Annotated in this window: 24 protein-coding genes and 1 tRNA gene; 13 read left to right on the forward strand and 12 right to left on the reverse strand. The window is 68.8% G+C overall.

Annotation, left to right across the window (positions count from 1 at the left end):
- Positions 1 to 103: 103 nt before the first annotated feature.
- The 5 genes from ABD678_RS02455 to ABD678_RS02475 all read left to right on the forward strand — a co-directional run bounded on the left by ABD678_RS02455 (position 104) and on the right by ABD678_RS02475 (position 8,899).
- Positions 104 to 1,120: a LacI family DNA-binding transcriptional regulator gene (locus ABD678_RS02455; protein ID WP_344753317.1), complete on the forward strand. Its 1,017-nt coding sequence runs from the start codon at positions 104 to 106 to the stop codon at positions 1,118 to 1,120.
- Entirely contained in the window at positions 1,117 to 1,947 is an 831-nt protein-coding gene (locus tag ABD678_RS02460; RefSeq protein ID WP_344753319.1) for an alpha/beta fold hydrolase, read from the forward strand. Before ABD678_RS02455 ends, ABD678_RS02460 begins: the two co-directional genes overlap by 4 nt.
- Positions 1,944 to 2,324, forward strand: a complete 381-nt coding sequence (locus tag ABD678_RS02465; protein WP_344753321.1) for a RidA family protein — start codon at positions 1,944 to 1,946, stop codon at positions 2,322 to 2,324. Before ABD678_RS02460 ends, ABD678_RS02465 begins: the two co-directional genes overlap by 4 nt.
- A gap of 88 nt (positions 2,325 to 2,412) precedes the next feature.
- Positions 2,413 to 2,501 (forward strand) — tRNA-Ser (locus ABD678_RS02470).
- A 275-nt stretch (positions 2,502 to 2,776) separates the two neighbouring features.
- Complete coding sequence (locus tag ABD678_RS02475; protein ID WP_344753323.1) at positions 2,777 to 8,899, forward strand: beta strand repeat-containing protein; 6,123 nt, start codon at positions 2,777 to 2,779, stop codon at positions 8,897 to 8,899.
- 120 nt (positions 8,900 to 9,019) lie between these two features.
- On the opposite strand, the gene ABD678_RS02480 is transcribed toward ABD678_RS02475, so the two are convergent.
- The 3 genes from ABD678_RS02480 to ABD678_RS02490 all read right to left on the reverse strand — a co-directional run bounded on the left by ABD678_RS02480 (position 9,020) and on the right by ABD678_RS02490 (position 11,527).
- Positions 9,020 to 9,877, reverse strand: coding sequence for a hypothetical protein (locus ABD678_RS02480; protein WP_344753325.1), 858 nt, complete (start codon positions 9,875 to 9,877; stop codon positions 9,020 to 9,022).
- Positions 9,878 to 10,052: 175 nt separating this feature from the next.
- Positions 10,053 to 10,805, reverse strand: coding sequence for a hypothetical protein (locus tag ABD678_RS02485; RefSeq protein ID WP_344753327.1), 753 nt, complete (start codon positions 10,803 to 10,805; stop codon positions 10,053 to 10,055).
- Between the two features lie 119 nt (positions 10,806 to 10,924).
- Positions 10,925 to 11,527 carry a thermonuclease family protein gene (locus ABD678_RS02490; RefSeq protein WP_344753329.1) on the reverse strand — a complete coding sequence of 201 codons (603 nt, stop codon included), beginning with the start codon at positions 11,525 to 11,527 and terminating at the stop codon, positions 10,925 to 10,927.
- 84 nt (positions 11,528 to 11,611) lie between these two features.
- Between ABD678_RS02490 and ABD678_RS02495 the strand changes: the two genes are divergently transcribed.
- Positions 11,612 to 12,217: a hypothetical protein gene (locus tag ABD678_RS02495; protein WP_344753331.1), complete on the forward strand. Its 606-nt coding sequence runs from the start codon at positions 11,612 to 11,614 to the stop codon at positions 12,215 to 12,217.
- Positions 12,218 to 12,348: 131 nt separating this feature from the next.
- On the opposite strand, the gene ABD678_RS02500 is transcribed toward ABD678_RS02495, so the two are convergent.
- A complete protein-coding gene (locus ABD678_RS02500) occupies positions 12,349 to 13,017 on the reverse strand; it encodes an alpha/beta hydrolase (protein WP_344753333.1) in 669 nt (222 codons plus the stop codon).
- 65 nt (positions 13,018 to 13,082) lie between these two features.
- Here ABD678_RS02500 and ABD678_RS02505 point away from each other — a divergent pair, with 65 nt between their 5' ends.
- The 4 genes from ABD678_RS02505 to ABD678_RS02520 are packed head-to-tail and all read left to right on the forward strand — an operon-like array spanning position 13,083 to position 17,561.
- Complete coding sequence (locus ABD678_RS02505) at positions 13,083 to 13,625, forward strand: NUDIX hydrolase family protein (protein WP_344753335.1); 543 nt, start codon at positions 13,083 to 13,085, stop codon at positions 13,623 to 13,625.
- Positions 13,626 to 13,676: 51 nt separating this feature from the next.
- Positions 13,677 to 14,186 (forward strand): RNA polymerase sigma factor, encoded by a 510-nt coding sequence (locus ABD678_RS02510; protein WP_344753337.1) that lies wholly within the window; start codon positions 13,677 to 13,679, stop codon positions 14,184 to 14,186.
- Positions 14,179 to 15,096 (forward strand): Ig-like domain-containing protein, encoded by a 918-nt coding sequence (locus ABD678_RS02515; protein ID WP_344753339.1) that lies wholly within the window; start codon positions 14,179 to 14,181, stop codon positions 15,094 to 15,096. Before ABD678_RS02510 ends, ABD678_RS02515 begins: the two co-directional genes overlap by 8 nt.
- A gap of 14 nt (positions 15,097 to 15,110) precedes the next feature.
- Positions 15,111 to 17,561: a hypothetical protein gene (locus ABD678_RS02520; protein WP_344753341.1), complete on the forward strand. Its 2,451-nt coding sequence runs from the start codon at positions 15,111 to 15,113 to the stop codon at positions 17,559 to 17,561.
- 217 nt (positions 17,562 to 17,778) lie between these two features.
- Here the strand turns inward: ABD678_RS02520 and ABD678_RS02525 are convergent, their stop codons facing one another.
- Positions 17,779 to 19,395, reverse strand: a complete 1,617-nt coding sequence (locus ABD678_RS02525) for a DEAD/DEAH box helicase (protein WP_344753343.1) — start codon at positions 19,393 to 19,395, stop codon at positions 17,779 to 17,781.
- A gap of 201 nt (positions 19,396 to 19,596) precedes the next feature.
- On the opposite strand from ABD678_RS02525, the gene ABD678_RS02530 reads away from it, so the two are divergent.
- Complete coding sequence (locus tag ABD678_RS02530; RefSeq protein WP_344753344.1) at positions 19,597 to 20,139, forward strand: 2-phosphosulfolactate phosphatase; 543 nt, start codon at positions 19,597 to 19,599, stop codon at positions 20,137 to 20,139.
- A 31-nt stretch (positions 20,140 to 20,170) separates the two neighbouring features.
- A complete protein-coding gene (locus tag ABD678_RS02535) occupies positions 20,171 to 20,473 on the forward strand; it encodes a DUF427 domain-containing protein (RefSeq protein ID WP_344753346.1) in 303 nt (100 codons plus the stop codon).
- Here the strand turns inward: ABD678_RS02535 and ABD678_RS02540 are convergent.
- From ABD678_RS02540 to ABD678_RS02570, 7 genes are all read right to left on the reverse strand, one after another.
- Positions 20,463 to 21,074, reverse strand: coding sequence for a CGNR zinc finger domain-containing protein (locus ABD678_RS02540; RefSeq protein ID WP_344753348.1), 612 nt, complete (start codon positions 21,072 to 21,074; stop codon positions 20,463 to 20,465). The two genes, ABD678_RS02535 and ABD678_RS02540, sit on opposite strands and share 11 nt — an antisense overlap.
- A 79-nt stretch (positions 21,075 to 21,153) precedes the next feature.
- Positions 21,154 to 21,525, reverse strand: a complete 372-nt coding sequence (locus ABD678_RS02545; RefSeq protein WP_344753350.1) for a fluoride efflux transporter FluC — start codon at positions 21,523 to 21,525, stop codon at positions 21,154 to 21,156.
- Positions 21,525 to 21,998 (reverse strand): fluoride efflux transporter FluC, encoded by a 474-nt coding sequence (locus ABD678_RS02550; protein ID WP_344753352.1) that lies wholly within the window; start codon positions 21,996 to 21,998, stop codon positions 21,525 to 21,527. The genes ABD678_RS02545 and ABD678_RS02550 overlap by 1 nt, the downstream gene beginning before the upstream one ends.
- Positions 21,999 to 22,123: 125 nt before the next feature.
- The gene (locus ABD678_RS02555; RefSeq protein WP_344753354.1) at positions 22,124 to 22,612 is read right to left on the reverse strand and encodes a SprT-like domain-containing protein; all 489 of its coding nucleotides are present in this window, start codon (positions 22,610 to 22,612) and stop codon (positions 22,124 to 22,126) included.
- Positions 22,613 to 22,713: 101 nt separating this feature from the next.
- A complete protein-coding gene (locus ABD678_RS02560) occupies positions 22,714 to 23,262 on the reverse strand; it encodes a hypothetical protein (protein WP_344753356.1) in 549 nt (182 codons plus the stop codon).
- Between the two features lie 43 nt (positions 23,263 to 23,305).
- The gene (locus ABD678_RS02565) at positions 23,306 to 24,457 is read right to left on the reverse strand and encodes a PQQ-dependent sugar dehydrogenase (protein ID WP_344753358.1); all 1,152 of its coding nucleotides are present in this window, start codon (positions 24,455 to 24,457) and stop codon (positions 23,306 to 23,308) included.
- A gap of 58 nt (positions 24,458 to 24,515) precedes the next feature.
- Positions 24,516 to 25,373 (reverse strand): spermidine synthase, encoded by an 858-nt coding sequence (locus tag ABD678_RS02570; RefSeq protein WP_344753360.1) that lies wholly within the window; start codon positions 25,371 to 25,373, stop codon positions 24,516 to 24,518.
- A 135-nt stretch (positions 25,374 to 25,508) separates the two neighbouring features.
- On the opposite strand from ABD678_RS02570, the gene ABD678_RS02575 reads away from it, so the two are divergent.
- Positions 25,509 to 25,763 carry a hypothetical protein gene (locus ABD678_RS02575; RefSeq protein ID WP_344753362.1) on the forward strand — a complete coding sequence of 85 codons (255 nt, stop codon included), beginning with the start codon at positions 25,509 to 25,511 and terminating at the stop codon, positions 25,761 to 25,763.
- The last annotated feature ends 31 nt before the right edge of the window (positions 25,764 to 25,794 follow it).

Consider the following 25,794-nt stretch of genomic DNA (forward strand, 5'->3'; position numbering starts at 1 on the left):
GCTTATTGACACGTGTAGCCGTCGTCAATGAGTCCTCACGACTCCACGACACGGACGGAGAGTCGCTGGGAACTGTCCGGATTTCGGATCGGAAGGTGGGTTCGTGAGCTCTGTCAGTCTGCGTGATGTGGCAGCGCTCGCCGGAGTCTCGGTGGGCTCGGTCTCCAACGTCCTCAATCGTCCTGGAAGCGTGTCGGCGAGCGTCTCCGAACGCGTCCAGTCCGCGATCGACTCCCTCGGATACGTTCGCAACGACGCTGCACGTCAACTGAGGGCGGGCCAGAGCCGCTGCATCGGCCTGGTCGTCCTCGACATCGGCAACCCGTTCTTCTCCGACCTGGCCAGGGGTGCCGAGCGCCGCGCCACCGAGGAGGGCCTCACGGTCCTGCTCGGCGACACGGAAGAAGACCCGGCGCGGGAGCGGGTCTACATCGACCTCTTCGCAGAGCAGCGGGTCTTCGGGTTGCTCGTGTCACCGCTCGGGGGGGCCATGAACCGACTTCGGGACCTCAAGAAACGGGGCCTGTCGACCGTGCTCGTGGACTGGCAGACCGAGGGCGACCGGTTCTCATCGGTGACGGTCGACAACGTCGCGGGCGGATATCTCGCCGTGAACCATCTGATCGAGAACGGGCACCGCCGCATCGCGTTCGTCGGTGGCCCGCACAGCATCCGTCAGGTCAGCGATCGATTCACGGGAGCGCGCAATGCCATCGCCCAGCACCCGGGGGCAACGTTGGAGGTGATCGATACCGAGTCGCTCACGGTGCTCCAGGGGCGTCAGGCCGGCGAAAGGATCAGTCAACGGAAGGCCTCCGCCCGACCGGATGCGATCTTCGCAGCGAACGATCTCCTCGCGCTCGGTGTTCTGCAGGCCTTCAACCTGTCCGGGCGGGTCTCCGTGCCCAATGACATCGCCCTCATCGGTTACGACGACATCGACTTCGCATCGACGGCGATGGTCTCCCTTTCCTCCGTCCGCCAGCCGAGCGCCGAGATCGGACGCACCGCGGTCGAGCTCCTGCTCCGCCAGGTAGCGGGCGGCGCGGGATTCGAACCGGAGCGAATCGTTTTCCAACCCGAACTGGTGGTGCGCGATTCGACGAGCGCGCTCCGATGACCCTGGTGGGCGCCTCGAGAACCGAGGGCTTCGTCGAGGTCGACGATGGGGAACGAATTTGGTTCGAAACAGCCGGAACAGGACCGGACCTCGTGTTGTGCCACGGCCTCGGCGGCAACGCAACGGTCTGGTATCAGCAGGTACCGTACTTTGCGCGGGGCAATCGGGTGATCACGTGGGATCAGCGGGGGTTCGGCAGATCCTCGAACGTCAACCGTAAGCACGGACCGCTCACCGCAGTCTCCGACCTGGGCGCTCTCCTGGACCACCTCGAGGTGTCCAGTGCCGATGTCGTCGGCCAGTCCATGGGCGGCTGGGTGGCTTTGGGCGCGGCACTCGCCATACCTGAGCGGATCGCGTCGCTCGTGCTCGCCTGCACGACCGCGGGAATCCCGGTTGAGCGTGAACCCGTGCGCGAGCAGCCTGCACCGGTCGCAGGTGGTGCGCTCCCGCTGGGCGGGCATCCTGCGATCGATGAGAGCCTGCGTCTCAGGGACCCCGCACGGGCATACCTCTACCAGGCGCTCGGCACGTTCGGTGACCGGCCCGCGGATTCCGAACTCATGCGCATGCTCGCCGAGACCACCTTCGACGACGAGCAGCTTCGGCGGCTGGACATTCCTGTCCTGATGATCGCGGGCGAACGCGACGGGCTCATGACGACAGCGCTTCTACGGCAGGCCTCTTCGTGGTTGGCCAACGCGAGGCTCGTCGAGATGCCCGGCCTCGGGCACTCCCCCTACTTCGAAGATCCGGATTCCTGGAACAGGCTGGTCGCCGACTTTCTGGCCCGAGAACGCCGAGTCGGATCACGAGGAGTGTCATGAGCAGACCCCAGATCGAGTTCATCGCAGCGCCACACGACCTGCCCTTCTCCACAGCCGTCCGCGTTGGCGACATGCTTTATCTATCGGGTCAGATCGGGGTTCGCAGCGACGGCGTGCTCGCCGAGGGATTTCAAGCCCAGGCCCGGCAAACGATGGACAACATCGCCGCATCGCTCACGTTGGCGGGCTCCAGCATGGCGGATGTCGTCAAGGCGACGATCATGATCGCCGATATGGCCAGGTGGGGTGAGTTCAACACGATCTACCTCGAATACTTCGACGCGGGGCGTCTGCCTGCGCGGAGCGCGTTCGGCGCCAATGCTCTTGCCCTCGGCGCCGAGGTCGAAGTCGAGTGCTGGGCGTACGCTCCGGCATGATCGCGCGATGGGGCACCGCACCGGCCTGCCGACGTCGGCTCTCGAATCGGAGCCGTGGCCCGCGGCGGCTATGATGGTGCGAGCAACTGGAGACGTCGCATAGTCCGGCCTAGTGCACCACCCTGCTAAGGTGGAGTTCCCGTAAGGGAACCGAGGGTTCAAATCCCTCCGTCTCCGCAACAAAAGTCCTGATCAGAAGACTTTCCCGTTGATCGCTGCCGTGTCGTCTCACCCGGTGGGCGTCGGCAGAGGTTCAGGTATAGTTGCCGCCCGGTTGGAGCCGTGGTTCGTCCTCAATCATGTGGCGGACAGGCTCATCCCAGCCCGGGCAGGGTACCCCCCGCATTGGGTGTCGGGGCGAAGTTCTCTCGCGTAATAGGCTCCAGAAGGCGCCAGTACCCAGGCGCCATTCCTTCGCCGGCCGCAAGGTCGTCGGCTCCCGAGGGGAACCCATGCAGCTCGACCTGTCTTCGCGCCGTGCGCGTCTCATCGCCTTGGCGACATCGGCCGTCGCTGTCGGCGCTCTGCTCGTCGCGACGCCGCACGCAGCCATCGCCGGCCCGTCGACCGTCACCCAGACGTTCTCCTACACAGGCAGCGTCGCCACCTTCACCGTGCCTGCAGGAATCTCGGCCCTGACGATCACGGTCACCGGCGGAGCGGGTGGCAACGGCGGCGCGGATGCCACTCCGGCGCCTGCACCAGGCGGCTACCGCGGTGTGGTTTCCGGCACCATCGCGGTGGCCCCGAACCAGGTGCTCACGATCGGTGTCGGCAGCGGTGGCGCAACGGGCAGCAGCAGGGTCAACGCGAATACCGCTCCCCCCATCGGCGGCAGCAACCCCCTCGGCAGCTATGCCGGAGGCGTCGGCGGTCGGGCCGGCGCGAACGGGTCGTCTGGAGTGGGCGGCGCGGGTGGTGCGGCGTCTGTGGTTCAGCTCTCCGGCGCATCCGTGGTCGCCGGTGGTGGTGGTGGCAACGGCGGCAGCGGTCAGTTCGCGTCCACGCAGGGACGTACCGCGACGGCCACCTACATGGGCCGCAGCGACAGCACCACGACCAACGGCCAGGCGGGCATCAACGCGAACGACGCGTGCATCCAGACCAGCTGCTCCAACAACGATGGTGGCGGTTCCGGTGGTGGCGGCGGCGGCGCTCAAGGTGGAGCCCAGGGGCAGATCGAGTTCGGTGCGGGCACGTCCAACGAGTGGTACGGTTTCGGCGGCTCGGTCGGGCAGAACTCGACCGCTTCGCTCGCCGGCCTGACCGCGTCGTACCAGTACTACTCCAGCAACGGCCTGGCCGGGTCCGTGGTGATCTCGTACACGACCGGGGCCCCTGCCGCGCCGAGCGCTGTCAGCGGCACGGCCGCAGATGGCTCCGTCCACCTGATCTGGACCGCACCGACCGACAGCGGCCAGTCCGTCGTGAGCGACTATCTCGTGCGGTACAGCAGCGACGGCGGCAGCACCTGGAGTAGCGGGATCGCCCAGAACACGACGGAGACCTCGGGAACCGTCACCGGTCTCAGCAACGGAACGACGTATATCTTCCAGGTCGCTGCGGTGAACTCGGTCGGGGCGGGGGCCTACTCGGCATCGTCCTCGCCGGTCACGCCTCTCGGTCCGCCGACGGCACCCACGATCTCGCTCGTCACCGCCCAGGACGGAGCACTGCGCCTCACGCTCACAGCGCCGAGCTCGGGCGCTCCGGTGACCGGTTACGACTATCGGGTCGATGGCGGTTCGTGGATCGCCGTGGCCTCCACCTCGACCACGCTCGTCATCCCGGGCCTGATCAACGGAACCTCCTACACGGTCGAGGTCCGCGCCGAGAGCTCTGTCGGTGCAGGGGCGGTCTCCACCCCGGCATCCGGCACCCCGTTGGCTGTGCCCGGCGCACCGACCATCAGTTCCCTGGGAGTCGGGGACGGTACCCTCTCGGTCGCCTTCACGCCCGGATTCAGTGGTGGTGGTGAGATCACCTCGTACCAGTACCAACTCAACGGTGGAAGCTGGACGACCGCGAGCGGTACCTCCAGCCCGATCTCCGTGACGGGCCTCGCCGCAGGCACCACCTACTCGGTGGCGCTACGCGCCGTCAACTCGGTCGGCACCGGAGCTGCATCGGTGCCCGCGTCGGCCACCACCCCGGCGCTGCCGGGAGCTCCGACGATCACCGCGGCCATCGCCGGCGACAGCACAGCTCGCGTGAGCTTCAGCCCGGGAACCACCGGTGGCTCCCCGATTGAGGGCTACGAGTACCAGACCACCGCGGGTGGCGCCTGGACGACCGTGCCCGGCTCGTCGAGTCCCGTGCTCATCAGCGGACTCACGAACGGCACCGTGTACGCCGTGAGCATTCGCGCCATCAACTCGGTGGGCACCGGTGCCGCATCCGTCGCGGTCGCCGTCACTCCGGCCACGGTCCCCGGGCCCCCGTCGATCGTCGGCAACACGGTCGCCGGCAGCGACGCGACCCTGTCGGCCGCCTTCACCGCCCCGTCGTATGACGGCGGCTCGGCGATCACCACCTACGAGTACTCGACGGATGCGGGGGCCACCTGGCGCACCCGCACTGACGGCGACAGCGTTTCCAGTCCGGTCGTCATCACTACCAAGTCGAACGACGGGACCACCCCGCTGACGAACGGTGTCACCTACTACGTCGAGCTCCGTGCCGTGAACGCGGTCGGTGCAGGCACCGCCTCGGCCGTGGCGAGCGGTATCGCCACGACCTACCCGAGCGAGCCGACGATCACCGCGGTCACGCCATCGAACCGGTCGCTCGGCGTCAGCTTCACCGCCGGATCCAATGGCGGTGCGACGATCACCGCCTACGAGTACAGCATCGACGGCGGTAACAACTGGGTGTCCACGGAGACTCTCGGCACCTCGTTCGTGATCAGCGGCCTGAGCAACGGCACCGCGTACCCGGTGCAGGTGCGGGCCATCAACTCGGTCGGGGCGGGCGACGACTCCGCTGCTGTCACGGCGACACCGGTGGGGCTGCCCGGCCAGGCGTCGATCAACGGGGTCGTCCGCAGCGACCAGACACTCACGACATCCGTCGCCCTCGCCGACAACGGTGGTTCGCCGGTCACCGCGTGGGAGTACTCGACCGATGGTGGTGCGAGCTGGACCACGGCCGCTGGAACGGTCAGCCCGCTGACACTCACCGTGATCTCTTCCGACGGAATGACACGCCTTGCTAACGGAACCGGGTACGCGCTGCAGGTGCGTGCGGTGACAGCGGTCGGCACCGGCCCGGCCTCGGCGACGACGATCGTCGCGCCGGCCTCGGCCCCCGCGGCCCCGTCGATCGCGGTGACCGCGGGCAACGCGAGCGTGAGCGTCGTCTTCGTGCTCGGGGCCGACGGCGGCTCGCCCGTCACGCAACTCGAGTACCGCCTCGACGACGGATCCAGCTGGACGCCGACCGGTACGCTCTCAAGCCCCTTCACGATCGGAGGACTGACCAACGGCACCGCGTATGCCATCCAATTGCGGGCCGACAACGCCATTGGGGCAGGCGTCGCGTCGTCACCCGCGTCGGCGACGCCGCACACCGTTCCCGACGCGCCGAGCTCAGTCACCGCGGTCTCGAACTCCGCATCCGCTGACGTCACCTGGGTGGCGCCGGCATTCACCGGTGGGGCTCCTGTGACCGGTTATTCCGTCTCGGCGTACGCGAGTAGCGCGAGCACCACGGCGGTCTCCACCTGCTCGACGAGCGGCGCGACCTTCTGCTCGCTCAACGGTCTGACCAACGGGACGACATACTATGTCGAGGTCGCGGCGATCAACACCGCGGGCACCGGTGCAGCCTCCACTCCGCGCGTGCCGGTGACTCCGCTGGCGCGCCCATCGGCCCCGACCCTCAACTCACTCACGGTCGGCGATGGCACCATCAGCGCCGCGTTCAGCGCCGGGAGCGCCGGTGACCGTCCCATCACCGGCTACCAGTACTCGGTCGATGGCGGCGTCACCTGGGAGACCGCGAGCAGCACGAGCAGCCCGATCCTCATCACCGGCCTGACCAACGGCACCACCTACACCGTTGCGCTGCGGGCCGTGAGCTCGGCCGGCGTCGGCGCCGCCTCGAACACCCGGGAGGGCACGCCGTTCACCTACCCCTCGGCCCCCGACACCGCCACGATCATCGCGAACGGCGGGAACGGACAGATCACGGTCAGTTGGGCCGCCGCGGACCTCAACGGTGGAACACTGCTCAACTACACCGCCACCGCATTCACCGAGTTGAGCAGTGGCTCGACGGCAGGCCGCTGTACGACCGCTGGGCTGAGCTGTGTGATCACCGGGCTGATCAATGGGAGGACCTACTACGTCTCCCTGCAGACCCAGAACACCTCGGCCATGTACAGCGTGCGGTCGGCACCTCGCGTGCCCGCAACACCGTCCCTGCAGCCCGGCGCCGCTACCGATGTCACCGCAGTCGCGGGCGACGCGACGGCCACCGTTTCGTGGACCGCTCCGATGAGCACCGGCGCCAGCGCGATCACCGGCTACACGGTGTGGTGCTCGGTGGAGGGCGGTGCGTACACGCAGTGCGCCACGTCCACGACGAGCTCCGTTCAGGTCACCGGTCTCACCAACGGCTCGAGCTACACCTTCGAGGTCTTCACGGCGAATTCCGACGGCACGGGGCCGGTGAGCGCGGCATCCGACGCCGTCACGCCACTCGCCGCCGGCACGGTTCCTGTGCTCGCTGCCGCGTCGCCGACGGCCACCGGCTTCACGTCGGTCATCAGCAATTACGACGCGTCGACCACGTACTCTGCGACCGCGACGAATGGCGCGACCGTCGTACTCAGCGGCTCCTCCATCACCGTAACGGGGCTCAGCGACGGCGGCTCATCGCAGGTGACGATCACCGCGATGAAGGCGGCGACGACCACGACGGAAACGTCCCTCGTCGGTGCCGCCCTGCTGACGGGAATCGCCCCGACCTTCTCCGGCAACATCGCGACGACGACGGGCTTCGGCTTCACCATCACCAACTACGATGCCGCGGCGACATACACCCTCGCTGCCGACGGCGGGGCAACGGTGACTCGCAGCGGAGCCGCTGTGACGGTGAGCGGGTTGGCTCTCGACGCCGGCTCGACGGTGACCGTATCGGTCGCGAAGAGCGGATCGACGACCGCATCCGCCATCAACTCCGGCGCCGCCATGGCCGTCGGGACCGCACCGACCTTCACTGACCTCGTGTCCACGGGTTCCGGCTTCGAAGTGGATATCGCCAACTACGAACCGACGCTGAGCTACACGCTCGGCGTGACCGGGGGAGCCGTCGCGACCCTCAGCGGTTCGACCATCACGGTGACCGGCCTGAGCGACGGGGCGTCGGCCGATGTCACGGTCACGGCGACCGACCCGGGCGTCGATGTGGCCACCGCGACCCAGACCGGAGCCGCCCTGTTCACCGGGGTCGCGCCGGCCGTCTCGACGGTCACGCGCACGATCGACGGCTTCACGTTCACGATCAGGCTGGAGCCCGGCACCGCCTACGCGGTGACGTCCGACGCGGGCACGGCGACGCTCTCCGGCTCGACCGTCACGGTGACCGGGTTGGCCGCCGGTGCCACGACGACGGCCCACGTCACGGCGTCCGCCACGGGCGCGCTCGACGCGACCACCGATGTCGCGGGCACCGCGATCGACATGGGTGTCGTGCCGACCTTCTCGAGCCCGGTCGCCGCGGCCACAGGATTCGGGTTCATGATCACGAACTACTCGGCAGCATTCAGCTATGCGCTGTCCACCTCGGCCGGAACCATCACGCGCGACGGCAAACGGGTGACGGTCGTAGGCCTGGCCGCGGGAGAGACGGCCCAGGTACGGCTCGTCGCCGCGCAGGACGGCTACCGCGCGGCGAGCGCGAGCCTAACGGGACGCGCGCTCATCCCCGCTGCAGCGCCGACCGAGCCCACTGCTCCGGTGACGACGCCCGCACCGCCGAGCGTCCAAAGCGACAGTTCCGTGCTAGCTCTGCTGCACGAGTCGAAGCCGGGACATGCCGCGGTGACGAGCGACGGAAGCGCGGTCTCGTCGACAGTGAGCGCCTCGAAGACCACGGTGAAGATCGGCGCGGCGGGTGGCCTGAGCCTGACCGTCGCCGCCCAGCGGGACGACACGATTCTCCCGCTCGCCGCGGATGGCGTGGTCGAGGTGCAGCGCTCCGGCCAGCTCTGGGTCACCACGGCCGGATTCTCCCCGCGGTCGGTCGTGACGATCTGGGCCATGTCGGATCCGCTCAAGTTGGCCGTGTCGCACACGGATGCCTCGGGCGCGACAGGGGAGAGCGTGCCCTTGCCACACGCCCTGGCGGCGGGCGTACACACGCTGATCGTGATCGGGGTGGGCGCGCACGGCCAGCCGGTGACCATGCAGGTGGGGATCCGCGTGCTCGACGCACAGACCGTCTCCGCTCATTCGCCGGCCGGTGGCATCTGGCTGGGCTGGTGGCTCGCCGCCCTCGTGCTCCTGCTGCTCGTCGCGTGGTACGTGATCGCGCGCAGACGTCGTCGTCGCGAGGACGAGCGGGCAGCCTGAACTCCGCAAAGGAGCGAGGGGTCGAGCGCCTCCACCGTCCTGCTGCGGATGATCACCCGGATACCGGCGGGCAGAGGCTCGCCAGCACCGCGCGGGTTCCGAGCGTCGTCGGGCGGATGGTCACGATTCCGCCTGCTCTCCGGAGAGACCCCGACCGCGACGCTGCACGAGCGCCGGCGTGCCCACCACCACAATGGCGGCGAACAGCAGAGCCGTGAGCCAGATCGCCACAACGACGATCACCTGAAGGACGCCGCCGAGTACGAACTCGGCGCCCTCCACGGGCACCCCGGCCGTGGCAAGAATCGCCCCCCAGACGTCGATCCGCCCATCGGCGAAGCGCGTGCCGATCGCCGGGATGACGACCGCCACGAGAAGGGCGGGCAGGATGCCGGCCACGAGCATCCAGGGCAGGCGCTCGCCGATCCGCTTCCGCCGTCCGGCGCCTACCGCGATGCCGATGGCCGTGCTGAAGAACAGCGATGCGACGGCGCCGATAGTCCAGCCGGCGAACCATGCGATCCCGATCACCAGCACGAAGACCGGCATCATGATCACCGTGAGGAGCCCGAAGAGCGTCGAGAGGGCGAACGTCGCAGGGATGCTGCCGGCGAGCCCGGCGAAGAGCGAGCCCCACAGTCCGTCGCCGATGACCGAGCTCGCGGCAGCTGCACCGCCGGCCGAATCCGCCGCGGACAGCTCCGCCGTGGGATCCAGGCGCTGCGCGTAGCCGGCGTAGAGCGCGAAGAAGCGACTGCCGGAGACGAGTCCGGCGAGCACGGCCGGGGCCGCAAGCAGCACGATGATCGCCCAGGTGGTGCCCTCATCCTGGCCGCCCGTGAGGTTGTGGCCGAGCGTCATGACGATGACGACGACGGCGAGCGCCTCCACGAGTCCGGCCCAGGCGGAGATCCGGCGATAGCCGTCCCATTTCCTGCGTGGTCGCTCGGCCGGCTGTCGTTGTCCTGTCTCCGACACGTGGTCTCGTCTCTCGTGGGTCGGCGCGACCGACACCGCGGATGTCGCGAAGCCTCGTCGCCGGGTGGTCACTGGGCGGCAGAATCCGATCCTAGCGGCGGAGCGGCGGAGCGGCGGAGCGGCGGGACGGCGGGACGGCGGGACCAGACCGACCGCACTCCCTGCGCGGCGACTGCTAACGACCGCTGCGCTTCTCCGCGAGGGCCTCGGCGCGCTCGGCGAGGCGACGCTGCAGGGTCGCCTGAGCCTTCTCGGCCAGGTCTGGTTCGAGCGGGGTGTTCACGTGGGTCGTGTGACCGTGGTACTTCTCGATGTAGGCGTCGAGGGCTGGGCCTGACTCCCACGAGGTGATGAGGCTGTAGCGCGGTGCAGTGCCCGGATGCCAGGTGGCGTGCCAGAACCGCTGTGTGTCGATGATCACCTGCGTTCCGGCGGGCAGGGGGATACGGACCTCGGTGGTGGGGTCGTAGCGCTCTTCGCGCAGCACCATGAACGAGTCGGGGTCGTCCGAGAGGTTGTAGTAGCCGCGCACGATCCAGCCGGTGCCGTCCGGGTTGAGCCGGTTGTTGTCGTCCTGGTGCAGGTTGTACAGCGCATCTGCGTAGGAGCTCGGCTGCAACTCGATCACCCGGCAACGGCCGACGTTCGCTCCCGGCTCCTTCGCCCGGCGAACGAGGTTCGGCGCCTTCGCGACCTGCGACTCGATCCACACGCCATCCTTGTCGGTGCGGGGCGGCCGGTGGTTCCAGAATCCGTTGGCGTCGATCTCGCCCGCCGCGCTGGCGAGTGGGGCGAACCGGGTATCGCCGGATGACTTCCAGTCGACGTACTCTAGGTCGAGCCATTCCTTCGGGTCCTTCGACTGCTCATAGCGGTCGAGGACGACGAAGCCCCTCTCGTCGAGGATGGCTGACGTGATGTGGCTCATCGGGCCCCTTCAAGTGCGAGAACCGGCGCATTCGGACCAGCCCGGCTGAGGCTACCCTAACATTTCGGGCATCCGTGAGCCTTGCAGACGGGGGCGCACCGACGGACCCGGGACAGCGATCAGCAGCTTCCCCACAGGCCGAGCCGGGCATCCGAGGCCGAACGCTCGGCGGCCTCGAGTTCGGGCCAGTACGCGTCGTTCGGGGCGATGTCGACCGCCCAGGCGTAGCCCTCGGCCACGAGTTCGAGGTTCACGAAGTCTCCGCGCTCCGTCCACAGATAGAGCAGGCTGCGTCCGTACTGGTCGAGCGCACCCTCGTCCTCCGCGATCCACACGGCAGCGCCCTGCGGGAGCAGTTCACGGAGCCGGTCGCGCGCCTCGAGTGCGTAGCACTCGACGGCGGGCCGCAGCTCGGGGGTGTCGATCCCGATGAGGCGCACCGTGATCTCCTCGGCGCGCGAGGTCGTGCCATCCGGCTGCAGGTAGAGGGTGTCCCCGTCGTGCACGTAGGCGACGTGGGAGAGGGTCGCCTCGGCCGGCCTCTCGACCCCGGATGCCACGACCGTGCCGCCTCCGCCGCCCGGGTTGCTGCCGCCTGGGCCGCCCGTGCCATCCGTGTCCCCGAGCGAGCTGTCGACCGCACCCGGAAGGTTCGCCACGACGTAGTACACCGCGAGAGCGATCAGCAGGATCACGACGGCGAGTGCGGCGAGCCTCTTCATTCCCACACTGTAGCGAGCAGGGCATCCCCTCGAAGCATGCCCGATGATCGGCCCTCGCTAGACTCGTGCCGACGGGAGGATGTCATGAGCGAGCCCGAGGGCCTGGGCAAGGAAGGTCGGGGCGACGAGGGCCTGAGCAATGAAGGCCTGAGCAAGCGGTTCGATCCGCGGTTCAGCCCGGCCTTCCAACCGGGTTACGACCCGAGAGTGCATCGCGAAACGCCGCCCTCGGCCCCACTGCGCGAGGAACCGCGTCGCGACTGGTCGGAGCCGACCCTCGATCGCACCCCACCGCGTCGCGACTGGCCCGAATCCCGCCGCGAGGCCACGGAGGCCACCACGGGGGCAGCCCCCGACGGGCTCTCGCTCTTCGCTATCCCCGAGGATGCCGCCGGCGAACCCGGAGTCATGGCATTCGAGGACGTGGGGCCGGTATCGCGGTGGCGTCGCATCAACCCGTGGTTCTTCGTGCTGTGGGCGCTCGGCCTGGCGTTCGTTCTGACCGGGGCCGGCGTGATGAGTCTCGTCATCGAGTGGGTGAATTCCCCGCAGCAGCAGGCCGGATTCGGGTTTGCGAGCTCGGTCCTCATGCAGTCGACGCTGTGGGGCGCCCCCATGCTCATCGTGCTCGGCCTCGCGACCATCACCTCGACGATCGTCATCCTCGCCGCGCGCTGGCATCGTCCCTGAGCCAGTGCACCCTGGGCCAGCGCGCCCGGGGACGCGCTGAACGAAAACGAAAGGGGAGCGCCTCCTCGCGGTGCTGCTGAACCGCCGGAGCCGTCTTGCGCTCGGACTCCTTCGTTTCGTTCACGGCCGGGTCACAACTGTGAGCGGATGAAGGCGCCTAGCTCGCTGATCTCGTCCGGCGACACCCAGTGGCCCACGCCCTCGTAGATGCCTTCGGTGAGCGTTGAGTAGGCGGGCAGCCACTCGATCGTGTGATCGATGAGGGATGACGCGATGACGGTGTCGTCGGTGCCGCGGCCCCAGAACACCGGCGGACGCAGCTCGGCGAGACGCGCGTCGCCGCCATGGTCGTTCGGGACGACGAATCCGCTGAGCGCCACGACATAGTCGAACCTGGTCGGTTGTTCGCGCAGCAACTGCAGCGCCATCGCGGCGCCCTGGGAGAATCCGAGGAGACCGACGCCCGTGGATTCGGTCGTGTCGAGCCAGTCGATGAGTGCCGACGTCGACTCATTGATCGCTGCGAAGCGCTCCTCGACCGACGGCTGCCCCGCCGGAACCTGTCCCGCCGGAGACTGGCCGGCCAGGAGGGGCCCCACGGGCGGGAACCAGGCGTACCCGGGGCCTTGTGCCAGCGGCGCCCGGACGGAGGCGATGACGGGCTCGAGCGGCAGTGACTGCGCGAGCGAGAAGAGGTCGCCCTCGTGCGAGCCGTACCCGTGAAGCAGCACGAGGAGCGGTCGCCCCGCCCGCTCGCGTTCCGGCGCCGACCAGAGCACCGCATCCGGATCGATCCCCACGGTCGCCCCCTTTCGTCCCGTCAATCCTTGCACCCCCGGCGACCCCGCATGAGCCACAATGGAGCATGAGCTCCGTCGGAACGCCAGACCCCAACTCCGGTTGGCTGTCGGACGACGAGCTGACCAGCATCCGGATGCGCCTGCCGCTGCTCTATGTCGAGGCCGTTCCGGTGCGCACCGACGGGCTCGGCCAGGTCGTCGAGGTGGGTGTTCTGCTGCGCGCGTCGCCGACCGGTGAGATGACCCGCACGCTCGTCTCCGGTCGGGTCATGTACGGCGAGACGCTGCGCGAGGCGCTCTTCCGCCACCTCGAGAAGGATCTCGGTCCGATGGCGTTCCCGCAGCTGCCGCCGAGCCCCGTGCCGTTCTCGGTCGCCGAGTACTTCCCGATGCCGGGGATCAGCGCGTTCACCGACGAACGCCAGCACGCCGTCTCGCTCGCCTACGTCGTGCCGGTCACCGGAACCTGCGAGCCGAGACAGGATGCGCTCGAAGTCACCTGGCTCGCCCCCGACGAGGCGGCGAGCGACGAACTGGCGCGCGAAATGGAGGGCGGACGCGGTGTGCTCATCCGCGCTGCCCTTGCCTCGGTGGGCTGTCTTCCGTAATACTCTCGACAACTCGTCAACCCTGCCCGGGGAGGAGTACGTCGAAGAAACGTGAACCCCGCACTGGCTGAGAAGACCAGGCTGGACCTCGAATCGTTCATCGAGACCGAGTATCCGGCCGTGGTCGGCGCGGTCGGCCTCATCACCGGAAACCGGCAGGATGCGGTCGACGCGGTTCAGGATGCCATCGTGGGGTTCCTCGCAAAACCGCCCCGGCATCCGGTCGACAACATCGCCGCGTGGATCACGGTCGTGGCGAGCAATCGCATCCGCGATTCGTACCGTCGCAAGGATGCGGAGGCCCGGGCCCTTCAGAAGGTCGGCGTTCCCGAGACCGAATCGACGGATACCATGGCCGGTCTCGACCGCGATGTCGTCGCCGCGCTGCGCGAGCTGCCCCACGGCCAGCGGCAGGTGTGCGTCCTCCACTACCTGCTGGACCAATCGGTGACGACGATCGCTGAGGGGCTCGGCGTCACCGAGGGGACCATCAAGACCCAGCTGCACCGGGCGCGCACAGCGCTCGCTGCACGGCTGAGGAAGGAGGATCACCATGGCTGACATCGACACCGTTCTGAGCGGAAGCTTCAAGCGCGTCGCTGAACCAGGTGACCCGACCGGTGTCGCCGAGCTCATCCGTTCGCGGGTGGCGGCCGGCGACACCGGCACTCCTTCCGGCGACTCCGGGTTCGCCGCGAGCAGCGGCTGGAGCTGGCTGCCCTGGGCGGGCGCTGGCCTCGTCGTCGCGATCGCCGGGGCGGTGGTCGGCGCATCCGGGGTGTTCGGGTCGCTCCAGCCCGCCGACTCCGCTCCGGTTCCGGGGTTCCCGGTCGCGCAGTTCACGAGCGGCCTCGACTGCCCGGGTGGCAGCGTCGTCGTCGCCTTCCGGCCCGGCGATCGTGTGCTCGCCGTCGCCCGCAGCGACGACTCTGCCTACCTCGCGGTGCGTAGCCCGTTCGACCGCGCCGACACGGTGTGGCTGCCGGTGTCGGACCTCGTGCTCGACGAGGGCGAGCCGGATCTCGCCTCGCTCGAGGTCGACGGATGCCCCGAACCGGTCGTCACGGTCGTCCCTGCCCCCGAGCAGCCGACGGAGCCTCCGACGCCGTCTGCTTCGCCCGTGCCGCAGCCGCCCGCCCCGCCGCAACCGCCTGCCGCGGACACGACGCCTCCGACGCTCGGTACACCGAGTGGGGTGCAGAACATCTGGTGCTCCACCCTCGCGCCCGAGGCGACAACGATCTCGATCTCCGCATCCGACAACAAGGGTGTGACGGGTGTGTCGATCAGCTGGAACGGGGCCGACTCGGGCAACGGCTCGATGACGAAGTCGGGGAGCACGTGGAAGTTCACCTACAACCCACCCAACGACGCCTTCGGCAACGTGACCTTCACGATGGTCGCCCACGACGCGGCCGGCAACCAGAGCACGCCGAAGTCGTTCGTCGTCAGTGTCCAGTGCCTGATCTGAGAGGAGCCGAGGACATGCCCACAACACCCCGCTGGCTCCGCCCGGCGATCGCCACGGCATCCGTCGTCGCTGTTGGTGCCGCATCCATCGTCGTCGGCTCGATGTTTGCCGCACCGGCGCCCGCGGCCGCGCCGACGACCGCCGAGTTCCCGGTCCTGCAGCCGATCGGCTATGGACCGGTTGCGCCCGATGCCCCGGCCGACGGCGCCGACGAGGACGACGTCACGACGAGTCCGGAGCAGGGCACGCGCACCGTACCAGTCGACGCGGACGGCCTGCCGCTGCCGGGCAGCGACATCGAGGGCGCCCTCGGCATCCTCTCCGAGTCGCCGGACCCCGTCGTCGACGACTGGGACTTCTCCCCGGTCGACGGCAGCGACGACCCTTGCTCGCCCGAGGAGGGCGGCGAGGTCGGGGGTTGCCCGAACGGCCTCCACGGCGCGACCTTCGCGTTGATCTCGCCCGACAACCTGTGGGGCATGCTCCGCGCCAACCCTCCCGTCGAGATCACCAACCCCTACGAGATCGCCCACTGCCCCGCCGCGGAGGTCGGGCCGAATGCGCTGCGCTACAGCGTCGTCACGAACGCGCCCGGGGCCATCGAGCTGCGCTACTGGGCGTGGGGCGAGGAGGACCACCCGACCACTATCGCCCTCTCGAGCTCCCCGCAACAGACCGATGACTGGGAGAGCGGGCTCGCCGAGGCGGAGGCCTTCGAAGGCGACTGGGCCACGCTCCAGCACTGCGGCATCCTCGACGGGCTCGAGAAGTACGTGCGCTATGACTACGAGCTCGCCATCCACGACACCCTCGGACGTGAGTTCACGAGTTCGATGACGACGCCGTTCTCGCTTCCGGATGACCGCACCGCGCCGCCCTTCCGCGTCGAGCCGCTCGGGCGCAACGCCATCCTGGCCTCCGCTCCGCACCGCGACGGCACCGAGGTGAGGTTCAACGTGCAGGTCATCGACCCTGGCGACGCCGATGACTGTACGGCGACCGACGACCGGCTGCCACTCGTCGACCAGTCGCGTGGTGCCACGACCGTGGATGTCTCCGCCGAGTACCTGGCCGACCACGGCTACCTGCCGCGCTACACCAAGCGCACGAGTCTCGGCGTGTACGTGCCCTCCGGCAGCACCGTGCTCGTGTGCGCGGGAGTCTACGAGCCGGATCGCCCGGGCTGGCTGTGGCACGAGGCCCAGTACCGCTACTCGATGGTCGTGCAGACGCCGGACACCCCGCGGCCCACGATCACCCTCGACGAGCTCGACCTGCGCTCCGGGTACGAGCATGCGAAGACCAGCATCGTGGCGCAGTGGGAGGGCACCGGGTCGCACCTGTCCTGCACGCTGCTGTCGGCATCCTCCGACACGCCCCGCACCTGCGGTGCGGACCCGCACGACGTGACGCGCGGCGACGTGTGGGTGACGACCGAGGCGACCCTCAACGGCGACTGGAGAACGGACTGGAGCGCGCTCCTGCCGCTCGGCAGCATCGACTGCCACGACGACTGCGTGACCCCCGAGACGGCCTGGTACTCGGTCCCGGTGAAGCTTCAGCAGCGGCCGGGCGAGCAGTGCGGTTCCGGCATCGTGGGCCCGTGCCCGGCGACGACCATCGGCTCGGCCCGGCTCCGGGTCGACTGGACCGACGGCATCCGGGGCGCCGACACCTGGGTGTTCTCACCACCGCGGGCGGGAGCCGTCGAGCATGAACTCGATCCGCTGCCGCAGATGGACTGGCTGGTCACGCCGACCTTCCCCGCGAGCTCGGATCCGCGCTCGACCTTCGTGCAGTTCGTCCTCGAGGTGGACCGCCCGGTCAGCTACACCGCGAAGCTCCTCGGCGACTGCCAGCGGCCCGGCTCCTCGGGTTTCGAGGTCTCCGGAGAGACCGCGACCGGCACGAGTGTGGTGTTCGCGGGCGCCTGCCCCGGCGAGGCCTACTCGATCCAGGTGGCTCTCACCGACGAGGGCGGCAACACGAACGTCTTCGGCGGGCCGGGCGGCAACCCGTGGCCCGACTCGAGGATCATCGTCCCCGGCTACCGCTACAACGTGGTGCTGGGCCAGCGCCTCGGGCTCAAGGAGAGCGTCGATCAGACGAAGGTCCGCCAGTTCCGGGTGAAGGTCGACGGACAGTACATCGAGCCGAACCTGCCCGCGGATGACTGCATCTACGGCAATGAGTCGTACCTTCCCCCGAGTGCGGTGCTCGAGAACGCGCGCCTCTCCGAGAGCGTCACCGTCGAGGTCACGGTGCAGCTCGCCGAATCGTGGGGCAGCACCGAAGGGACGCGGGCCTACTGCGACGCGGATTACGACAGCACCGCGCCGGTGTATCGACTGACGCAGGAGGTCTCGATCGACGACCTGCTGGCCGGGGCGACGATCGCGGCACCGGATGACGCCCCGTACGTCACCGAGGTCATCCTGCGCCTGGCGCCCCCGAGCGAGCCCTGAGCGTTCGGCGGCATCGCGCCGAAGCCGGGTCGACCGCCCTCAGGGTTGCGAGGGGTCAGTAGTTGCTCTTGTGCGACCTCATGAACGACAGTTACTGGCCCCTCGCGGAGGAGGGTTGCGCAGAAAAGGGCCCCGAAGTGCCCTTCCCGGGTGAGGGGAAGGGGCATTCGGGACCCTTGTGTGGGTGTCTGCCCTGTGGGTGTCTGCCCTGTGGCTATCAGCCTTGGGCGCGACGCCCCGCGCGGCGCTCGCCGCCGGTGGGGGTCGAGGTGCTGTAACTCGTGAAGCTGCGCTGCGAGGTGGAGCCAGTGCGCCCGGCGCGTGCCTGAGCCGTGCGTGCCTGGCCAGATCGAGCATGGCCCTCGCGAGCCTGGCCCGAGCGGGCGCCCTGTGGGGCACCGGATGCCGCGGGCCGGCCCGAGCGGTCCCGGCGCGGCGCATCCGACGCGCGCCCGCTGGACGCGCGCCCGTCGGCACCGCGCCCGCTCGCCGCCTGGCCGCCGCCTGTTGAACTATTGCCGGCGTATCCGCCGGTACCGCGTCCACCATTGCGTCCACCGGCAAGCTCGCGGTTCGCACGCTTGCGCTGCGCGTTCGCGCCCTGCGAGCGTCCGCCCTGCGACTGCCCCCGCGCCGGCTTCGCCGCACGCGGTGCCGGCTTCACATACGCCGCGACCTCGCCGATGAGCTCGGTGACGGCGGGTGAGTTCGCGGTGACCCGCTGCGGCGTGACAGCGATGGCCGCCTTGCGCAGCAGCACCGCGACATCCGCCTTCTGAGCCGGGAGCATCACGGTGACGACGTCGCCCGAGCTGCCGGCGCGAGCGGTGCGGCCGCTGCGGTGCAGGTAGGCCTTGTGCTCGGCGGGCGGGTCGACGTGCACGACGAGTTCGACGTTGTCGATGTCGATGCCGCGGGCTGCGACATCCGTCGCGACGAGCACCCGGGCATCCCCCGCGGCGAAGGCCGCGAGGTTGCGGTCGCGCTGCGGCTGGGAGAGGTTGCCGTGCAGATCCACGCTCGGGATGCCGGCCTCGATGAGCTGCCGCGCGAGCTTCTTCGCGTGGTGCTTGGTGCGCATGAACAGGATGCGGCGCCCGGTGCCCGAGGCGAGCGCCTGCACGAGGTCCTTCTTCGCGTCGACGCCGTCGACCTCGAAGACGTGGTGGGTCATCGCCTCCACGTGGCTCGTGGCGTCATCCACCGAGTGCAGGATCTCGTCGTGCAGGTAGCGGTTGACGAGCTTGTCGACACCGTTGTCCAGGGTGGCGGAGAACAGCATCCGCTGGCCGCCGTCCGGCGTCTTGTTGAGGATGCGCGTGACGACGGGCAGGAACCCGAGGTCGGCCATGTGGTCGGCCTCGTCGAGCACGGTGATCTCGATCGCGTCGAGGGTCACGAACTTCTGCTGCATGAGGTCTTCGAGGCGGCCGGGGCAGGCCACGACGATGTCGACGCCGCCCTTGAGGGCTGCGACCTGGCGCTGCTGGGAGACGCCGCCGAAGATCGTGGTGATCTTCAGGCCATAGGCTGCGGCGAGCGGCTCCATGGTCGCGGTGATCTGGGTGGCGAGCTCGCGCGTGGGGGCGAGCACGAGGCCGCGTGGTCGACCCGCCTGCGGGCGACCGCCATCCGAGAGCCTCGCGACCATCGGGATGGAGAAGGCGAGCGTCTTGCCGCTGCCGGTCTTGCCGCGGCCGAGCACGTCGCGTCCGCGGAGCGTGTCGGGGAGGGTGTCCTCCTGGATCGGGAAGGGGCTCGTGATGCCGCCACGGGTGAGGGCGGCGACGAGTGGTGCAGGCACGCCGAGCGTGCCGAAGGTGGTTTCAGTCATGGTTGTTTCTTGGTGGTGACTCGTCGGCCGAGTAGCCGCAAAGCGGCGTGTCGAAACCAAGGAGGTCGGTGGCAAACGCGGCGGTGGCCGCACTTGTTCGCCGTATGAAGAGAATCAGCCCGATGATGGGCGGTGATGCGTTCTACGACGCAGGGAACACGAGATTCGCGTTCGCAAGAAACTCCACCATAGCATGACGGGATGACACATCCCCATGACCAGAGCCAGTACCAGGTTCGTTTCGACTGGGGCCTCGCCGGGGCCGAGACGATCGGTGCGGATGTCGATGTCATCGTCGTGGTCGACGTCCTGTCCCCGGCGCTCCCCGACGTCGACGGGCTGCGCCCCGCCGTTGTCGCGGGGGATCTGCGCAACCGTACCGCCGTGGCCGAATGGGTGCTCGCGCGGCAGGCTGAGAAGGGCGACCGGTTTGCGGTTGCCGTGATCGCGGCCGGTGAGACGCGTGAGGACGGCAGCATCCGGTTCTCGGTCGAAGACCAGCTTGGTGCCGGCGCCATCATCGACGCGCTCGCCACGGTCGGAATCGACTACTGCTCCCCGGAGGCGGCAGCGGCCTGCGCCGCGTTCACCGGCCTGCGGGGTGCTGTCGGCCACCTCGTGAGCGCTTCCGCGAGCGGCAAGGAGCTGATCGAAGGCGGCTTCGGCGCCGATGTCGCTCTCGCGTCGGAACTGGATTCGTCGAACGTCGTTCCGGTGCTGAAGGAATACGCCTTCACCGAATGACGTTTCCCCAGATGAGTCTGAGGAGAATCCATTGAAGGCAGTATTGAACGGAACCGTGATCGCCGAGGCGTCGAAGGACGACCTCATCTCCATCGAAGGCAACTGGTATTTTCCGCCGTCGAGCGTGAAGCCGGGGCACCTCACCGAGAGTCCGACTCCGTACACCTGCCCGTGGAAGGGCGTTTGCCAGTACTTCACCGTCTCGGACGGGTCGACCGCGCTGCAGGATCGCGCCTGGAGCTACCCGAACCCGATGCCGAGCTCCTTCGAGCGGGTCGGACAGGACTACAGCAACTACGTCGCGTTCTGGAAAGAGGTGCAGGTCATCGACTGACCTGCAGGCCGCTGACCTTCAAGCCATTGGTTCGGGCTCGGTGCGCTCGCACCTTCGCCCGGTTGCCGCAGCGCTGCATCGAGCACCAGCGCCGGTTGCCGCTGCGCGAGGTGTCTAGATAGAGGTAGCCGCAGTCTTCGGCCGCGCACTCCCGGATGCGCCCATCGGCATCCGGATCGAAGATCCGCACGGCGTCGCGCGCGATCGCCGAGAGCGCCTGCGTCGCCCGCACAGCACCGGCACCGGCTTGGCGTGAACCGCCGGCCAGCGCCGGCGGCACGTCGGGCGTAGCCGCGAACAGGTTGATGATGTCGATGTCGGATGCCGTGGCGGGTCTCGCCGTCGCCGCACCTGCTGCGAGCCCCGCGATGGCCGCGCGCAGCATGAGTGCGTCGCTCAGCTCGCGTTCGCCGATGGACTGGTCCAGCCGGGGGAACCGGTCGGCCAGCCAGACGCCGAGGTCAGCCGGCGCGTGCAGTGTCTCGAGATGTTCGCCGTTGATGGCGCCCGTCCAGGCGAAGTCCAGCGCGAGCGCCCCCGCGTCGAACCACCATCGGGTTCCCTCGCCGGACTCGAGCCACTGACCGGTCGCGATCTCCATGTAACCAGTATCGACAGTTACAGCCGTCGGCGTGGGAGGCCGGCCGCGACGCTCGCCTGACGAGTGCGCGGGTACGCGGTCACAGCATGCGGCCGAGCCAGAGCCCGAGTCCCGCGACGACGACGGAGAGGGTGATCATCCCGAACGAATTCGCCACGGCAGACCACCAGCGCTTCTCCTGCACGAGTCGGAGGGTGTGAAAGCTCGTCGTGCTGAAAGCGGTGAACCCGCCGACGAGTCCGGCCCCGAGGGCGATCGCCCACGACTCGGGGAGGATCCGCCCGTCGAGAAGGCCGGTGATGAGTCCGAGTGCGAACGATCCACCGACATTGATAATCGTCATGGCGATCGGGTACTCGGGTTTGACCCGTCGGTGAATCGCCCCGTTCAGGGCGAGCCGGAGTGCGGCGCCGATTCCTCCCGCGACCGCCACGAGGAGTGAGAGCACCATCATTGGGACCCCACCGCGTGCCGTGCCGCGTGGCGTTGCCAGCGTGCCGCGGTGAAGATGCCCAGCCAGGTGGCGAGCGCCCCGAGGGCGATCGTGCCGACCCCGTAGGTCACGGCCAGGAGCAGATCGCCGCGCCCCGCAACGGTCACGATGTCCAGGGCCAGTTCGGCGTAGCTCGTGAGCGCTCCGAGGAACCCCACTCCGACCACGATCCGGAGCCCGCGTCGGCGGCTCGTCTCGGTGCCTTCCGACAGCGCCTGAAGGAGAGCTCCCAGCAGGAACGGCCCGAGGAGGTTCACGATCATCGTTCCAGCGTTCAGCGACGCCCAACTCGGCGCGACGAGGGTCAGCCCGAAACGCGCGAACGTCCCGACGGCTCCGCCGAGCATGGCCATGCCGAGGTAACTGGGCCGGATGCGCACGGCGACCGGTACGCCGACGACGGTGCGGGCGACCTCGATGTCGCTGTTCATCGGAAGCCTGTTGCGGGAACGGCGCCAGAGTCGGCTCACGTAGCGCCAGCGCGACGGTTCGGAAACCGGTTTCTCGCGTTCGCCCACCGATCGATTATCGTCCTCTTCGCCGCGCGCCCGGCACGCTAGCCCACGGCAGCGCGCCGCCTGGCTGCCGCCGTCACGATCCGGTGCGACCACGAGATGAGGTTGCGCTCGTCGAAGCGCCGCGAGCATTTTCCGCACGACATGGGTCTCGTCGGCCGCCGGTAGCGGTAGAGCTCGTGCCCCGCAGGGCAGGTCCCGAGCCAGGGAGCGAGTTCGTCCGCGACGGTTCCATCGTGCGTGCGCTTGCCGACGTAGCCGAGCTCGCGCGCCACCGCCCGCCAGGCGGGGCCGTGACCGGCTCGCTTGCCGGCGAGGGCGTGGGCCACCTCGTGCAGCAGCACCTGGTGGATCTCGTCGTCGTCGAACCGTGCGGCGAGGTATCTCGAGACGGTGATGCGCTTCGCGCTGTAGTCGCAGAGTCCGGCCCTGGTCTTCGCGGTGTCGAAGCCGAACGACCACTCGGCCGGGTCGAGATGCAGCGCTATGAGGGCATCCGCCCACCGTCGCACGCGCATCAATTCCGCCATGACTCGACGATAACCCGCACCCACCGACGGGGGCCGCGCGCCACGGTCGGCGGGGGAGTTCCTCGCCGGATCAGGCCTGTGGAGGAGAGGAGACGGAGGGTTCAGCCGACCTCAGCCAGCGGAGGGTCGCCCAACGGAGGCTCGGCCAGCCGGGCCTCCGCGGTCTCCGCCGCGAACCGGCAGCTCTCCACGAGTTCGGCCGGGGCGTCGATGCTCTCCCGGAGGGCGATCGCCTTCCGGAAATCGGTGAGCGCCGCCGCGAAGTCCTCCTTCTCGAACAGCGCCTTGCCATGGTGCTGGAGCGCGACGGCCTCCGTCGACTCCCAGCCGTGGTCGTGGGCGCTCGTGGCGCAGTCGGCGAGTTCGTCGAGGGCGATGTCGAGTTCGCCCCGGAACTGTCGCACCTGCGCACGACGGATGCGGGCCAGCAGCACCTGCTCCTCGTCGCCGTTCTCTCGCGTGGCCGCGAGCGACTCCTCGGCGAGCACGAGTGCCTCGTCGAGGCGCCCGACGAGCCTGAGCAGCCCGATGCGCTCGGTGAGCGTTGCCGGCTCATCCTGGTCTTCGAGCAGTGCGAGACGCTGTCCCGCTTCGATGAGGTCGACCTTCTCCCGAAGGGTCGCCGCATCGTAACCTAGAATTATACTCACGTTAAGGCTCCTGATCCTTGCGGACCACCCTAACCTGCCCGATCTAGCCTTCGCGCAGCGGCTCGAGGCGGATCTGCAGCAGCTTGTCGTCGCCCGACTTCGGACTCCCCCGGCCATCCGTGTTGTTGGTGAGCACCCACAGGGTTCCGTTCGGGCCGGCAACCGCGTCGCGCAGCCTGCCGAACTCGCCGGTGAACCAGGCCACAGCATCCGCCGCCGGGCCGGGATAGACGGCCCACAGTCGCTGGCCGCGCAGGGCAGCCATGAAGAAGGTGTCGCGCGTGAAGGCCAGACCGCTCGGGCTCGCTTCGGAGGTCTTCCACTGCAGCACCGGGTCGACGTAGCCTTCGCGCTGGCCGATCCCTTCGACGATCGGCCAGCCGTAGTTCTTGCCCGCCTCGATGCGGTTGAACTCGTCCCAGGTGTTCTGCCCGAACTCGGATGCCCAGAGCTGCCCGCTCGCATCCCAGGCGAGCCCCTGCGGGTTGCGATGGCCGAGGGTGTAGACGGGCGAGCCGGGGAACGGGTTGTCGGAGGGGACGGAGCCGTCCGGGTTCAGCCGAAGGATCTTGCCGTTCAGCGAGTTGGCGTCCTGCGAGCGGCTCGGCTGGCCCGCGTCGCCGGCCGTCGCGTACAGCTTGCCGTCGGGTCCGAACGCGATGCGGCCGCCGTTGTGGTTGCTGGCCTTCGCGATGCCGGTGAGGATCGCCTCCTGGGCGCCCAGACGGTACGCACCGGGTGCGCCGAGCAGGAGCATCCGCACGATGCGGTTGTCGGAGGCGGACGTGTAGTACGCGTAAAGGTAGCGGGTGTCGCCGGTCTCGAGCACCGCGAGGCCGAGGAGGCCGCCCTCGCCCCCGTGCGCGACGCCCTCGACGGTGCCGGCGATCCGGGTCGAGCCGGGAGCCGAATATTCGACGATGCGAGCGGTGTCGCGCTCGCTGATGAGGGCTGAACCGGATGCGAGGCGCACGATCGACCACGGCGAGGTCAGTCCGGTCACGAGCACCGTCGGGTCGCCGGCCGGGGTTACCGGCCCGGGCTCGAGCGTCGGCTCGGGCGTGGCCTCGCCCGACGGCGAACCGGATGTCGTGGGCAGGGGCGCCGCGCTCGGCACGCCCGGCTCGCTGTCCGAGCATCCGGAGAGCAGGAGCAGGCCGGCAACGGCCGCAACCGCCACCCACTGCGTCCTCACCCCGGACCCTCGCATGCTCCCATCATTCAGGAGTTCGGTGCCGAGAGGGTGTGAATTCTCAGGACCGGGCGCGGAAGATGCCCGCGGAGGGCAGTGGCGAGGCGACGGCGGTCGCATCGGTGACGATCGGCGCGCCCGCGATCCAGTCGACGAGCTCCCTGCCGGAGACGACTTTCGCGGGATGCGGCCCGCCGGCGAGCAGGCGCGGCATCCACTCGAGCGGGAGCGGACTGGGTGAGCCGGCAAGCACGACATTGCCGAACCGACGGCCCTTGAGCACCTGTGGTTCGGCGAGCGCCGCCACATCTCGGGTGACCGATCGCAGGGTCGCGGTCTGCCCGCGTGCGAAGGCGAGGCCCGGGCCGTCCGCGATGTTCACGAGAATGACCCCGTCGCCGGCGAGCAGCGAAACGGCCTCGCGGTAGAACTCCGCGCTCGTGACGTGCGCCGGGGTCCGTGCGCCGGCGAACACATCGACTATCAGTAGGTCGACGGTGCCATGGAGTCCCGCCGGCAGCCGGCCCATGACGTCCCTGGCGTCCCCGTAGCGGATGCGGATCGAGGCCTGCCTCGACCAGGGCAGCACCTGGCGCACGAGGTCGACGAGGTCGCTCTCGAGTTCGATGACCTGCTGCCGCGACCCCGGCCTCGTGGTCTCGATGTAGCGCGGGAGGGTGAGCGCCCCCGCACCCAGGTGCACGGCCGTGATCGGCTCGCCCGGCATCCGAACGCGGTCGATGACATGGCCCATGCGCTGCACGTACTCGAAGAAGAGCTGCGACGGGTCTTCGACGTTGACGTGCGACTGCGGGGTGCCGTCGACGACGAGCGTGTAGGAACCCGGCACCCAGTGGTCGGGTTCGATGACCGCGCGGAAGCCGCTCAACTTCAGGACCGCCGACCGATTCTCGTGCACTCCTCGACCCTAGCCAAGGTCGTGACCACTCCCTCACAGGGTTCGGATGTGCGCACACTCCACCGATCGGTTGCGACCACGCGGGGCGCCTCCCGAAGTGCTGGCATTCTCAGGGGAAACCGGGAGAATAGGAAGGTGATCAACGTGACCGAGCCGCAGGTATGGACGATGATCGGCGTCTTCACGGCCCTCATGTTCGGCATGCTCACCATCGTTTCGACGCTGTTCATCAGGGTCGTGCGCAGCGAGATCAGTGGTATTCGCGGTGAGATCGGTGGCCTGCGTGCAGAGATGAATGCCCGCTTCGAGACGATGAACCTCAAGATCGACGGCCTCGACCGCGACGTCCAGTTGCTCATGCGCCGAGAGTTCGGCATCGATCGCGAATGATTGCCGACGGAGATCGGCACTAGTGTCGAGG

Source organism: Leifsonella bigeumensis, assembly GCF_039537265.1.
Taxonomy (GTDB): Bacteria; Actinomycetota; Actinomycetes; order Actinomycetales; family Microbacteriaceae; genus Terrimesophilobacter; species Terrimesophilobacter bigeumensis.